10 protein-coding genes are annotated in these 12,961 nt (G+C 62.1%); 5 read left to right on the top strand and 5 right to left on the bottom strand.

All coding sequences use genetic code 11. From position 1 onward, the window contains the following. Positions 1-222: 222 nt before the first annotated feature. Positions 223-585 (top strand): hypothetical protein, encoded by a 363-nt coding sequence (locus tag AC3WKX_RS33140; protein WP_003210265.1) that lies wholly within the window; start codon positions 223-225, stop codon positions 583-585. An 18-nt stretch (positions 586-603) separates the two neighbouring features. Here the strand turns inward: AC3WKX_RS33140 and AC3WKX_RS33135 are convergent, their stop codons facing one another. Both AC3WKX_RS33135 and AC3WKX_RS33130 read right to left on the bottom strand, forming a co-directional pair. After that, positions 604-1,701 carry an SMP-30/gluconolactonase/LRE family protein gene (locus tag AC3WKX_RS33135; RefSeq protein WP_102606407.1) on the bottom strand — a complete coding sequence of 366 codons (1,098 nt, stop codon included), beginning with the start codon at positions 1,699-1,701 and terminating at the stop codon, positions 604-606. After that, positions 1,698-2,375: a sterol desaturase family protein gene (locus AC3WKX_RS33130; RefSeq protein WP_102606406.1), complete on the bottom strand. Its 678-nt coding sequence runs from the start codon at positions 2,373-2,375 to the stop codon at positions 1,698-1,700. The genes AC3WKX_RS33135 and AC3WKX_RS33130 overlap by 4 nt, the downstream gene beginning before the upstream one ends. Before the next feature lie 174 nt (positions 2,376-2,549). On the opposite strand from AC3WKX_RS33130, the gene AC3WKX_RS33125 reads away from it, so the two are divergent. Further along, positions 2,550-4,016 carry a hypothetical protein gene (locus tag AC3WKX_RS33125; protein WP_102606405.1) on the top strand — a complete coding sequence of 489 codons (1,467 nt, stop codon included), beginning with the start codon at positions 2,550-2,552 and terminating at the stop codon, positions 4,014-4,016. Here AC3WKX_RS33125 and AC3WKX_RS33120 read toward each other — a convergent pair whose 3' ends face one another. Next, positions 4,017-5,459 (bottom strand): aminotransferase-like domain-containing protein, encoded by a 1,443-nt coding sequence (locus AC3WKX_RS33120; protein WP_102606404.1) that lies wholly within the window; start codon positions 5,457-5,459, stop codon positions 4,017-4,019. Between the two features lie 130 nt (positions 5,460-5,589). Here AC3WKX_RS33120 and AC3WKX_RS33115 point away from each other — a divergent pair, with 130 nt between their 5' ends. The 3 genes from AC3WKX_RS33115 (at position 5,590) to AC3WKX_RS33105 (ending at position 8,660) form a co-directional block, all read left to right on the top strand. After that, positions 5,590-6,225: a LysE family translocator gene (locus AC3WKX_RS33115; RefSeq protein WP_003210255.1), complete on the top strand. Its 636-nt coding sequence runs from the start codon at positions 5,590-5,592 to the stop codon at positions 6,223-6,225. A 78-nt stretch (positions 6,226-6,303) separates the two neighbouring features. Continuing rightward, entirely contained in the window at positions 6,304-7,362 is a 1,059-nt protein-coding gene (locus tag AC3WKX_RS33110) for a diguanylate cyclase (RefSeq protein ID WP_102606403.1), read from the top strand. 68 nt (positions 7,363-7,430) lie between these two features. Further along, positions 7,431-8,660, top strand: coding sequence for a M20/M25/M40 family metallo-hydrolase (locus AC3WKX_RS33105; protein WP_102606402.1), 1,230 nt, complete (start codon positions 7,431-7,433; stop codon positions 8,658-8,660). 150 nt (positions 8,661-8,810) lie between these two features. Here the strand turns inward: AC3WKX_RS33105 and AC3WKX_RS33100 are convergent, their stop codons facing one another. Both AC3WKX_RS33100 and AC3WKX_RS33095 read right to left on the bottom strand, forming a co-directional pair. Continuing rightward, positions 8,811-11,882, bottom strand: coding sequence for an efflux RND transporter permease subunit (locus AC3WKX_RS33100; RefSeq protein WP_102606401.1), 3,072 nt, complete (start codon positions 11,880-11,882; stop codon positions 8,811-8,813). A gap of 2 nt (positions 11,883-11,884) precedes the next feature. Next, the coding region (locus AC3WKX_RS33095; protein WP_102665800.1) for an efflux RND transporter periplasmic adaptor subunit at positions 11,885-12,961 on the bottom strand (1,077 nt) is incomplete at its 5' end.

Raw genomic sequence — 12,961 nt, 5'->3', positions numbered from 1 at the left:
GGTAGGCGGGGCCGCTATTGGAGGGACTCTGGGGGCTGCGCTCGGGAGACGTTTATGCGGGATAGTCATGGGGGTTGCGGTGAAAGGGCAGGGTGCGCTGGTCTGCGGGATCATCGGCGGTGCTGCCGGAGGTTATGCCGCCGGGAGTACGTTTGGGCGTGCCGGTGAATGGGGTGGAGAAATGATGGGTGACCTGATGTATCAGCCTGATGGGGCTTGATCATGTCTTATTATGATTTTTTCACTGTTACGTTGCTTTTATGGATGCTTATCAACTTGGGACTGTTGCTCTTCGTCGCGTACAGAAAACTCGATGAGTTGGAAAGCTATTTCACCGAAAACGAGGCCGTTCAACGCACCAAGCGTTTTTGGCGCAGGAATCTGCCGATCGACAAAACCATGCGAATGGTTGTGATCGTCGAGCTGCTGTCCATGCCAAAACGCCATTTGAAAAAGGGCGAGGTAACTGAGGCAGAGTTGACGTCCGTCCCCGTGGCCCTGAAGCGATGGGCAGTATGGCCCTATTACGGCGGAATGGTTTTGATGGTCCTGGCAATCATTTGGGAGGTCTGGTCCAAGCCATAGCCGAGGGGCTTTTTTTCGTTATTGCGCCAACGCCACCTTGAGTGGCAAGCGCGCCATACCGGTGTTTTTAAGCGAACCCAGATACAACCAGTCACCGTACTCACGTGCCGTGGTGACGGGCGAGTAGTTACCGCTGCTGCCATCCTGCAGGTTTGCGATGATCTTGCCGTTCACGTCCAGCCCGAGCACAAAGGCCTTACGCTCGATGGGCTTGGGCACCACCATCAGTGCCCGTACCATGATCTTGCGCATCAGCGGGTAGCCGGCAAAACCGTCGAGCAGCGGGTTGCGCGGTGAATACAAGGCAACCCAGAACCGGTCCTTGCCGTTGAAGCTGAGGTTGTCCGGCAGGCCCGGCAGGTTGTCGATAAACAGGTCGTGGACGCCGGCCTTGTCGCCCTTGAGCCAGTAGCGGCTGATGCGATAGGCGCCGGTTTCGTTGACCAGCACATAGTCTTCGTTCGGCCCCAGGGCCACGCCATTGGCGAATTGCAACTGGTCCAGCAATACCTCGGTGTGGCCGGTGCTGAAGTCATACCGTAGCAAACGGCCGTCACCGCCGTGCTCGATCACCGCCTCGCCGTCTTCCCCATAACCCCATCGGCTTGATGCATCGCTGAAGTACGCATAACGCCCGGCGGCGTCGACGGTGACGTCATCGACAAAGCCAAACGGCAGGCCGGCGGCGCTGGTGGCCAGGGTGGTGAGATTGTGCTGGGTGTCGAGGGCGAGCAGGCCCTTGATCCCATCGGCAATGATCAACCGCCCGTCCGGATGCAGGGCCAGGCCCAGGGGGCGACCCTGGGTGTTGGTCAGCTCTTCGAGAACGTGGCTTTCGGGGGCCGTGCGGATGATGCGCCCGTCATGCAGGCCGGTGATGAGGAACCCTTTGCCATCCAGCAACAAGGCTTCGGGCCCGGCGATGTCCTGGGCGCCGGTTCTTTTCACGTCCTTGAGGCGCTGGTTTTCGGCGTAGGGCCCGTCCTTCAGGGATGGCGCCTTGGGCGGCGACCAGTTGACCGGTTGCACTTTGGTGGGCATCAGCAGCAGGAAGGCGACGATGGCGGTCAGGATCAGCAGGACCAGACGACCAACGTTGCTTGGACGGGTACTCATGACGATTCCTGGTGATCAGTGGTGGGCGGTTCCCAATGCAGGGTGCCGAACAGGTAGTCCATCAGCGGCAGGACAATGTTGAAGTTGCGTCCCTGCATCAGTTCGCGCCGGTGATGCAGGGCGTGCAGGTGGTGCATCTGGCGGATCCACGGCAGGCGGGCCACGGGGTGGTCGGGGGGCAGGTGTTCGCAGGCGTGGAAGAATTCATAGAGCAGGTAGCCGAGGATCATGCAGCCGGCGAACAGGCCGGCGATGTTGGGGTTGAGGTGTTTGAGCAACCACCAGGCGGGGAGGGTCACGGCCAGGCTGTGGACCAGGATGAGCCAGGCGGGGAACAGGATGACACGCCAGTCTCGAGGGCTGTCGTAGGTCATGTGATCGGGGGTGAAGAAGCTGTGGTGGTCGCCGGTGTGGCGGGCGTAGAACAGGCGGGCGAAGGTGTGTTTGTGATGGCCCAGGTGACGGTGGACGAGATAGATACACAGGTTGAAGAAAATCAGGGTGAGGGGGATGGCCAGCCATTCCAATAGCTGTATTTGCCGGGTGGTGGACCAGAACAGGCTGATGCAGAGCAGGCCGTAGCCGAAAACGAAACCAGCGTGGAGCCACGGGTTGTAGCAGGGGTGGATGCTGGCGCGGTAGGTGGTGCGGAAAGCCTCGGTGGGGTGAGTCATTGGGGGAGCTCGGTGTTGTTTTTGTTTGGGATGAGCGTAGTCGGGATTGGCGCATCTATCCTGTCGCCATAAAAATACTGTACATGCATACAGTTATGTCCTACATTCCATCCCAGGTGACCGGATGTCGCCGATCACCTGAGCTTCAATTTTTTAACTATGGATGGATAAAAAATGAAATCGAAAAAAGCGTTCATGCTCGGAGCCGCCATCGCGGCGTCCTGCTTCGTTTCGGCCTGCGCCCTGGCCGAACAATCTCCTGCACACTTGACGCCGCAACCGTTGCAGCAAGCCGTGCAACAAGCCCTCAAGAGTGGCGGCAACGTCACGGCGCAGAAGGCGTCGGCTGCCTTCCTGGACAAAATCAAAACCTCGCAGCAGCTGAAAAAGCCGGTGCAGGCTGCCAAGGCCTTGAGCGGGGTTGTGGTCGCCGAGCCTGTACAGGTAGATAGCGCCAAGGTGGATGCCCAGGCCGTGGCGGCCCAGGCGTTCACGCCGCTGTGCCAGACCCTCGGTATCAACCAGATGTATAACCTGGACGGTGTGCAAACCGGCAACGATGTCTGCTACCACTTCAACGTGCCCCAAAAGGCACGGGCGACAGTGATGCTGGTAGGGCAGAGTGCTGCCACCAACATGTCCCTGACCCTGTTCCAGGACGACGGCCAGAACAACATCACTTCTCTCGGCACGTCGGATAACCCGGGCAATGCCAACGAGGTGTTGGCTGGCGTACTGCCACCTGGCGACTACTACTGGTTCATGCATGCCAATTCGGCTGACGGTTCGCCGTTCAGTTTCGGCGTGGATATCAACATGACGATTGACGATTTCGAGCCTAACGACAGTTTCGAAACGGCTTATCAACTGCCGGATACCCTGAACTACGTCACGGGTAACTCCGACACTGCGACCGATGAAGACTACTTCTCCTTCAAGGCCCTGCGCGGGCAGAAGGTCAGTGCCTATTTCGACGGTGTGAACGAGAGCGATCGGGGCCAGTGGATTTCCGAGTATTTTGACGGCGTCAAATGGATCCCGATCAGCCCCAAGGCGAAAATCACCTGGCCAACGCCATCGGTTAATGGCGTGGTGAGCGTACGGGTGCGGCCTAACCCGGCCGCAACCTGGAAGGCTACGGCGCGCTACAAGCTGTCGCTGGGCTCCACACCCGAGGTGTTGAGCCACAGTGTGCAAGGTGACAACGTGGTGCGGATCCCGGCTTCGGCCAATGACTACGATCCGTTCATGACCACCCAGGCGGCACGTGACTTGAGCTGGGCCGTGACCTGGGCCGACAGCACCGGTAAACGCCTGCAGGGATTGACCCCGTATCTGCAACTCGACAAGCACGTCAACCGTAATACCTACCTGCCGGTGTACATCCCTTACTACGGTTCGGTAACCGGCGTGTCGGGCGCGGCATCCGGTACGGTCAACCTGGGCAACTGCGCGGGTGAGGCGACTGTCAGGTATGTGTCCTACGACTCGGGTTACAAAAATACCTGGGAGACCAACTACAACTTCGCCGTCTGGCGCCTGCGCATCGAGGAGTACCCGGATGTCGGCGTGGGTGGCGACGCTACCCCGGTCAGCATGGCTCATATCTGCAGCCAGCGCGTGATCTCCAGTGAACGGTGATCAACCCTCCGCTTGATCCGTAACCCCGGCGCCAACTCTTCGGGTTGGCGCCCTCAGCAACCCTTCAAACTGCGCCTGAACCCGCCCTTCGTCGCAATGCGCCACATTAAATCGCATGAAATCCCGCAACCCCGGCTCATACCCGAACAACGCCCCCGGCGCCAACACCATCCCGCGTTTCAACCCGGCTTCAGCCAGCCGCTCACCATTTACCCCCGCCGGCAACCGCGCCCAGATAAACATCCCGCCCTCAAATCCCATCGGCAATTCACACCCGCAACGCCGCAGCCACTGCTCAACCCGCCCACCGGCCTCCAGCAGCCGCTGAACCATGCGCTTGCGATGCCGGGCATACCCACCCTCACTCAGCAGCCGATACACAATCTGTTCGAACAGCTCGGACGTTATGCCGCCGCTCATCAACTTCATATTGGTCAGATTCGCCGCCAATTGCGGCGCCGCCACCACATAACTGACCCGCGCATTCGCCGTCAGCACCTTCGAAAACCCCGACAGGTACGTCACCTGCTCCAATCCCGCCAAAGTCGCCAGGCGCGGCGGCGGGTTAGGGTGCAAATCCCCGTAAAGATCATCCTCAACGATATGGCAGCGATACTCCCGGGCCAGTTGCAACAACCGAAACGCCTGGCTCGGACTGAATGAATGCCCGGTGGGGTTATGCAACACGCTGGTGGTCAGGTACAGGCTCGGACGATGCTCCGCCAACAACTGCTCCAGCGCGACAAAATCAAAACCATCAGGCCGCCGGGCGATCGTCACCACCTTGACCCCATGCAACGCCAGGTTCGCGTGGAAGTTGAAATAACACGGTGCATCCAGCAGCACCGTGTCCCCGGGCCGCGCCAGCAGGCGCATGAGCATGTCCAGGCCTTGCACCGTGTTGGGCGTGGTGATGATTTGTTCCACCGGCACCGACAACCCTTCACCGTGCAGTTTCTGTTGCAGCGCCTGGCGCAACGGCAGCAGGCCCGCCGGGGTGCCCAGCCCGGCGATGCGCAGGGTAGGGGCGCGGACTGCGCTGCGCATGGCCTGGCGCAGGGCTTCGGAATCCAGCCAGTCTTCCGGCAGATGGCCGCCGCCGGGGCGCAGGTCGCCCTGGGCCATGGCCAGGGGGCGGCGCAGTACGCTGAGCAAGTCCTGGGGCAGCAAGTCGACCCAGGTGCTGGACGACGGCTGTGCCAGGCTGCTGGCGACAAAGTGCCCGCGGCCCTGGCTGGAGGTCAGGAGGTGACGCCCGCGCAGGCGATCCAGCGCTTCATTCATGGTGAATTTTCCGACGCCCAGCAAGGCTCCCAACTCACGCACCGAAGGCAGTTTGCTGCCAGCGGCCAATTCGCCTTGCTCGATCGCATGGGCCAGGGCATCGACGATCTGCTGCACCTTCGGTGCTCGGTCATGAAACTGAATCGCAGGAATGGGCATCACACTGTCCTTAAGTTTGCCGCCAACTTCACCGGTAAAGTCTGCGCGTATATCCGTAGAGTTTACCTGCCTGTGGCGGCACGTGCGCCCTAGACTGCAAGCCCTCTTTCCTGCTGTGAAATTCCACGCCATGGCCACCGCGCTGACGCTGTCTTCGTTTTTGTATTTCCTGCTGCTGTGCACCACCCTGGCCTTCAGCCCCGGGCCCATGACCTTGTTGTTGCTCAGCCTCGGCTTGAAGGACGGCCTGCGCCGCTCCCTGCCGGCGCAGTTCGGGGCGAGTGTTTCCTACCTGGTGTCGATCCTGATCTTTGCCGTGGGTTTTTCCGAGCTGATCAAGGATTACCCGCTGATCACCCGGATCATCCAGGTGGTAGGCGTGGCCTACATCCTTTACCTGGCCTACAAGCAATGGACCAGCAGCGGAGTGACCATCAAGACCAACGATGCAACCCCGGAAAATGCCCGCAGTCTTTTCGGCAAGGGCCTGCTGACCGGGTTGTCGAATCCCAAGGCGATCATTCTGTTCAGCGCGGTATTCCCGCAGTTCGCCGCCATCGGCCAGGGCAGTGCCGCCGCCGACATCGCGATCCTCGGCCTGACCTTCCTGCTGCTGCAATTTGCCAGCGGCTGCCTGTATTGCTACTTCGGCCAGCGCATCAAGCACGTGCTGGAAAACCCCAAGCGCCGGGTGTTGCTGCAACGGGCCACGGCGGTGTTGCTGCTGGGGGTGGCGCTGATGTTGGCCCGGGGCTTTTCCAGCTGAAGGTCAGCTTATGAGCGGTAGTGGCGATCTGCCGGTGCCCTGATAGACTTCGGGCATTCATCCAGGATCAAGCCAGACATGCCAGCCGCAGGAGGAAACGGACTTTCGCTCGCTTCACGCTTGTACAAGTCGCGCACCCTGGGGTTGACCCTCGGGTTTGTCTGTGTGGCCGCCGCCATCTACCCGCTGGATAAATCCGCTTGTGTCTGGGGAGTGATGATCGCCAATGCCTTCATCTGGCCGCATGTGGCCTACCAATGGTCGCGGCACTCGAAAAACTCCCTGCGCTCGGAACACCGCAACCTGCTGTTCGACTCGTTTTGCGGCGGGTTCTGGGTTGGCGCCATGCAGTTCAACCCGCTGCCCAGCGTGACCACCTTGTCGATGATGACCATGAACAACGTCGCCATCGGCGGCCCGCGCTTCATGCTCGCCGGTTGGGTGGCCCAGGCGCTGGGCATCGGCGCCTCGATGCTGGTGTTCACTCCGGCGGTGACCGCCCTCACCAGTGAAGTGCAGCTCTACGCCTGCCTGCCGATCCTGATGCTGTATCCCCTGGCGCTGGGCTGGATCTGTTACCGGCAAGCGATCACCCTGGCCCGGCACAAGCGCGAGTTGCTGGCCCTGAGCCGCACCGACAGCCTGTCGGGCCTGCTCAACCACGGCGCCTGGAAAGACCACCTGGAAATCGAGTTCCAGCGCTGCCGCCGCGACCAGCAGGGCGCCGCCATCGCGCTGATCGACATCGACCACTTCAAGACCATCAACGACACCTACGGCCATGTCACCGGCGATATCGTGCTGCGTCAATTGAGCAAAGTGCTGCGCCAGAACCTGCGGGCCACTGACCTGGCCGGGCGCTACGGTGGCGACGAATTCTGCGTGATCCTGCCGGACATGCCCCTGAACCGCGCCACCGAGGTGATGGACGCCCTGCGTGATCGCTTCAACTCCCTGGCCTACGCACAGGACCCGACCTTGCGCGCCAGCCTGAGCATCGGCCTGGCGCCATACCGGCCGGCACACGCCGACGCCACCAGTTGGCTGAACGATGCCGACCAGGCCTTGTACGAGGCCAAGAGCAGCGGGCGCAACCGGGTCAGTTCGGTGCAGGGAAGTTGGCTGAGGTCGATCTGAGGATCAACAAATCGGTGTTTGTCAGGTAGGGTGGAGCGCTACCTTCCAACAAAAACAAGGATCGGTTCATGCTCTTCAACTTCCCGCGTACCTTGCTGGCGGCCACCCTGGCGCTGTCTTTCGCCATGCCGGCCTTCAGCGCCGAACCCCACAAACAGATCCAGGCCGATTCCGAGCAGTACAAGGCCGAGGCCTTGAAACTGCTGGAGCGCCTGGTGAATATCGATTCGGGCTCCGGCTACGAGCCGGGCCTGACCCAAGTGCGTGACATCGCCGTCGATGAGCTCAAGCAACTGGGTTTCAGCATCCAGCTGGTGCCGGATGCCGCCGCTCATAACAGCCATGTCATCGCCACCCTCAAGGGCACCGGCAAGGCCAGGATCCTGCTGATGGCCCACATGGACACTGTGTTCAAGGAAGGCTCGGCGGCTGCCCGGCCGTTCCACATTAAGGACGGCCGCGCCTATGGCCCGGGCGTAATGGATGACAAGGGCGGCATCGTCGCCGGCATCTACGCCTTGAAAGTCCTGAAAAGCCAGGGCTTCAAGGACTACGCACAAATCACCTTCCTGCTGGACGCCAGCGAAGAAACCGGCACCGACGGCGCGTCCGAGCTGATCCGCAACACCGCCAAGGGCCACGACGTGACGCTCAACCTGGAACCAGGTCGCCCGGCCGATGGCCTGGTGGTATGGCGCAAAGGCAGCGCCACCGCCGTGGTCGAGGTCAAGGGCAAGGCCGCCCACGCCGGCGTCGCCCCGGAATTGGGGCGCAACGCGGCGATGGAAGCGGCGCACCAGATTCTGCAACTGGGCAAGCTGGGGGATGCCGAGAAGAAAACCACCATCAACTTCACCGTGATCAACTCCGGCGACCGGGTCAACGTGATCCCCGACCAGGCCACCGCCAAGGCGGATGTACGGGCGGCGTTGCCGGAAGAGTTTGACCGGATCGAGAAAGACCTGGCACGGGTCTCGGCCAACAAGCTGATCCCCGAGACTGAAGTGACCACCAGTTTGCACCGTGGCCTGCCGCCGATGCCGCAGACGCCGGAGTCGGACAAGCTGGTGGCGATTGCCCAGGGGATTTATGGCGAGTTGGGGCGCAAGCTGACCATTGAGGGCAGCGGCGGGGCGGCGGATGCGAGCTTGTCGGCTGGCGTGGGTACGCCGACCCTGGACGGGTTCGGGATTGTCGGGGGCAATATCCATACGCCGGAGGAATATGCCGAGGTGGAGAGCGTGGCGCCGCGGATTTATCTGCTGAGCCGGATGATTATGGAACTCTCCAAGCGCTGACTTAAAAACGCCACACCTCTAAATGTGGGAGCGGGCTTGTGTGGGAGCGGGCTTGCTCGCGAATGCGGTCTATCAGTCGACATCTGCTTATCTGGTACACCGCTTTCGCGAGCAAGCCCGCTCCCACATTGGTTTGTGGTGTTGGTTGGATCAGGTTGCAGTCACCACTTCCCGGGTCTTCTCCCGCCCCAACACCAGACTGCACAACGCCGGCAAGAACAGCAACGTCAACACTGTCCCCACCAGCACCCCGCCAATCAACACATACGCCAGCGACGACCAGAACACCGACAATGTCAGCGGAATAAACGCCAACGCCGCCGCCAGCGCGGTCAGGATCACCGGGCGTGCCCGGCGCACCGTGGCCTCGATGATCGCCTCGCGAATCACCATGCCCTGGTCCTGGTTCTGCCGAATCTGGTCGGTAAAGATCAGCGTATTGCGCATCAGGATCCCGCCAATCCCGATCAGCCCCAATATCGCGTTGAACCCGAACGGCTGGTTGAACAGCAGCAACGTCGGCACCGCTCCGATCAGCCCCAGCGGCGCGGTGGCGAACACCATGAACATCACCCCGAACGAACGCACCTGGAACATGATCACCGTCAACGTCAGCAGGATCATGATCGGGAACAGTGCCGCCAGCGCCACGTTGGCCTTGGCGCTTTCTTCCACCGGGCCGCCGATGACGATCTGATACCCGGCCGGCAGCTTGGCGATCAAGGGTTGCAGGTCCTTGTACACCGCCATTTCCACGTCTGGCGGCTGGGTGCCGTCGACAATATCGGCGCGCACTTCCACGGTCAGCGCACGGTTGCGGCGCTTGAGGATCGGTTCTTCCATCACCGCCTGGAAATGCCCGACCTGGGCCAATGGCACCGAGACGCCGGCACTGTTGGTCAGGGTCATATTGTCCAGGTTGCCGAGGTCTTCGCGCTGGCTGCCCTGGGAGCGGGCAACCACTGAAACGGTGCGATTGCCTTCGCGCACTTCGGTAATCGGGTTGCCGCTGAGCAACGCGTTGAGCTGGGATTTCACCCCGTCGGGGGTAAAGCCCAGCAGGCGCAGGCGGTCCTGGTCGAGTACCAGGCGGTAACTGCTGGCGCGCTCGCCCCAGTCGAGGAAGCTGTCCCGCGTGAGTGTGTTGGCGGCGACCACTTGGCGCACGTCTTCAGACAGGCTGCGCAGCACATTCAGGTCGGGACCGGACACGCGAAACACCACCGGGAAGGGCACCGGCGGGCCGAATACCAACTGGGTGACGCGCACCCGCGCCGATGGAAATTCGCCGGCCGCGATGCGTTCAGCCATGCGTTTTTTCAGGCTGTCCCGGGCATGGGCGTCGGCGGTCTGCACGATCAACTTGGCGAAGGCCGGGTCTGGCAGCTCAGGGTTCAGCGACAGGAAAAACCGCGGTGCACCACCGCCGACATAGGTGTCGACCATCACGGTTTGCGGCTCCTCCATCAGCGCCTTTTCCACCTGCGCCGCTACCGCCTCGGTGCTTTTGAAGGCGCTGCCCGGTGGCATGTACACCTCCAGAATCAGCTCGGAACGGTCGGAGTTGGGAAAGAACTGCTTCTTCACCACGCCCATGCCCAGGCCACACAGCACAAAGGCCGCCACCACCAACCCGGTGACCAGCCAGCGTCTGCGCACGCAAGCGTCCACCAGGCGCCGCAGTTTCTGGTAATAGCGCCCGGCGTAAATTGCATCGTGGCCGCCGACAACCGGCTCGATGTGCGGCAACAGCTTGACCCCCAGGTACGGGGTGAACACCACCGCCACCAGCCACGACGCGATCAGCGCAAAACCGACGATCCAGAAAATATTCCCGGCATACTCACCGGCCCCCGAGCGGGCAAAACCCACCGGCAGGAAGCCGATAATCGTCACCAGGGTGCCGGTGAGCATCGGCGCGGCGGTGGAACTCCAGGCGAAGGTGGCCGCGTGGATCCGGTCAAAACCTTCCTCGAGTTTAACCACCATCATCTCGATCGCAATGATCGCGTCGTCCACCAGCAGGCCCAGGGAAATGATCAACGCGCCCAGGGTCACCCGGTCGAATTCGCGGCCGGTCATCAACATGATCACAAACACGATCGACAAGGTCAGCGGCACCGCAGCGGCCACCACCAGCCCGACCCGGAACCCCAGGGCCAGCAGGCTGATGACCATCACCACCGCGAGGGCGACGAAGAACTTCAGCATGAACTCGTTGACCGCCAGGCTGATGTTTTTCGCCTGGTCGGAGACCTTGGCGAAGTTGACCCCCAGCGGCAGGTCGGCCTGGATTTTCGCTTCCTGAGCCTTGAGAGCCTTGTCCAGTTCCAGGCCGTTCCAGTGCTTCTCCATGATCACCCCGAGCATCAGCGAGGGGTCGCCCTGATGACGGATACGGTAGCTGGGCGGGTCTTCATAACCTCGGCTGACGGTGGCCACATCGGCGATGCGCAGCAGCTTGCCGTTGGCTTCCAGCGGGACGTTTTCGATCAGCGCCAGGCTGTCGAAGGCCCCGTCGATGCGGATATAGGCGCGTGCCCCGGCGGTCTCGACAAAGCCTGAAGGCGCCACGGCATTCTGGGCGGCGAGGGCGGCGAAGATCTGCTCGGGCTTGATGCCCAAGGTGGCCAGGCGCTCATAGGAAAACTCGACGAAGATCCGCTGCGCCTGTTCGCCGAGGATATTGACCTTCTTCACTCCCGGCAGATTGAGCAGGCCCTGGCGCATGTCCTCGGCCATTTGCACCAGTTGCCGGTGGGGCAGGTGTTCGGCCTCCAGCGCGTACAGGGAAAAGTATACGTCGGAGTATTCATCGTTGAAAAACGGCCCGATCACCCCCTTGGGCAACTTCGCGGCTTCGTCGCTGAGCTTTTTGCGGGTCTGGTAGAACAGGTCCTGGATCTCGCTGGGACGGGTGGACTCCAGGTACGTCATGCGCATCGAGACGAAGCCCGGTTGGGCGATGGTTTCGACGCGGTCGTAATAGTCCAGCTCCTGCAGGCGTTTTTCCAGGCGGTCGGCCACTTGCTCCTGCATCTCTTGCGCGGTGGCGCCGGGCCAGGCGGCGGTGATGGTCATGACCTTGACGGTGAACGAAGGGTCTTCGGCGCGCCCCAGTTTGCCAAAGGCAAAGACCCCGGCGGCGAGGATCGCGATGATCAGGAACAGCGTGACCGCGCGATGCTTGACCGCCAGTTCGGAGAGGTTGATCCCGCGCATTATCAGTGTTCCTGCTGACGGTTGAGGGCCAATACCTGGGCCGGCAACAGGCGTACCGCGTCACCGCTGTGCAGCAGGTGCGCGCCGAGGGCGACGACTACTTGGCCGGGGTCCACGCCACTGTCCAGCAACGCGTCCTCCTGGCCGAGGCTGGCGACGTTGACCGGGGCGAAGCTGACCTTGTCATCGGCGCCAATCACCCACACACCGGTGCCTTTGCCGGCATCCTGCAGCGCCCCGATGGGCACGCGGGTCTGTTGCGCCTGGCCGTTACCTTGCAGGCGCACGGTGATGGTCGAGCCGAGAGCGAAGCGGTCGACGGGGCCATGCAATACATAGCGGGCCCGGTAGGTGCGGGTGGTCGGGTCGGCGCTGGCAGACAGCTCGCGCAACGTGGCGGTCACTGCTTGCTCAGGGGCGCCGAAGGGGAACGCCAGGGCTTTTTGCGAAGCCTGGTCGCGCTGGTTTTCCGGCAGGTTGGCGATGGCTTCCCGGGCGCCGTCGTGAGCCAGGCGCGCCACCACTTGCCCCTCGGCGACCACTTGGCCGCGGTCCACCCGTACGTCGGTGATGATGCCGTCGCTGTCGGCCCTGAGCACCGAGTAGGTGCGGCGGTTTTCGATCTGGCTGGCGTCGGATTGCGCGGAGGCCAGCTCGGCTTCGGCCACCCGCAGGTTGGTGGCGGACTGGTCGAAAATCTGCCGCGACACGGCGCCGGTATTGGCCAGGCGTTGGTAGCGGGATTCATCGTCCCGGCGTTGGCGCAATTGCGCCTGGGCCGCATTGACGCGGTTTTTTGCCGAACGCAGGGCCAGTTCGAAGTCGCCGATATCCAGCACCAGCAAGGTGTCGCCACGGTTGACGTGCTGGCCGGGATCAACCTTGCGCTCGATCACCTTGCCGCTGACGCGAAACCCCAGGTCACTTTCCGTGCGCGCGGCCACTACGCCGGTGTAGGCGCTTTGCTGGCTGCCGGCGGCTTCGACCTTGGCGGCCAGCACCGGGCGGGGCAGGGGCGCTTCGGCGACGGGGTCGGCCTTGTTATTGCAGCCACTGAGTACCGCCAGCAGGGCCAGGGG

The organism is Pseudomonas sp. GP01-A4, assembly GCF_058780865.1.
Note: the sequence above shows the minus strand (reverse complement) of the source record. Positions and strands in the feature narration are given on the sequence as shown.

Coding starts and splice junctions, on each gene's coding strand:
- AC3WKX_RS33100 (WP_102606401.1), bottom strand. CDS start 11,882: ATGCGCGGGATCAACCTCTCCGAACTGGCGGTCAAGCATCGCGCGGTC.
- AC3WKX_RS33130 (WP_102606406.1), bottom strand. CDS start 2,375: ATGACTCACCCCACCGAGGCTTTCCGCACCACCTACCGCGCCAGCATC.
- AC3WKX_RS33125 (WP_102606405.1), top strand. CDS start 2,550: ATGAAATCGAAAAAAGCGTTCATGCTCGGAGCCGCCATCGCGGCGTCC.
- AC3WKX_RS33140 (WP_003210265.1), top strand. CDS start 223: ATGTCTTATTATGATTTTTTCACTGTTACGTTGCTTTTATGGATGCTT.
- AC3WKX_RS33115 (WP_003210255.1), top strand. CDS start 5,590: ATGGCCACCGCGCTGACGCTGTCTTCGTTTTTGTATTTCCTGCTGCTG.
- AC3WKX_RS33135 (WP_102606407.1), bottom strand. CDS start 1,701: ATGAGTACCCGTCCAAGCAACGTTGGTCGTCTGGTCCTGCTGATCCTG.
- AC3WKX_RS33105 (WP_102606402.1), top strand. CDS start 7,431: ATGCTCTTCAACTTCCCGCGTACCTTGCTGGCGGCCACCCTGGCGCTG.
- AC3WKX_RS33120 (WP_102606404.1), bottom strand. CDS start 5,459: ATGCCCATTCCTGCGATTCAGTTTCATGACCGAGCACCGAAGGTGCAG.
- AC3WKX_RS33110 (WP_102606403.1), top strand. CDS start 6,304: ATGCCAGCCGCAGGAGGAAACGGACTTTCGCTCGCTTCACGCTTGTAC.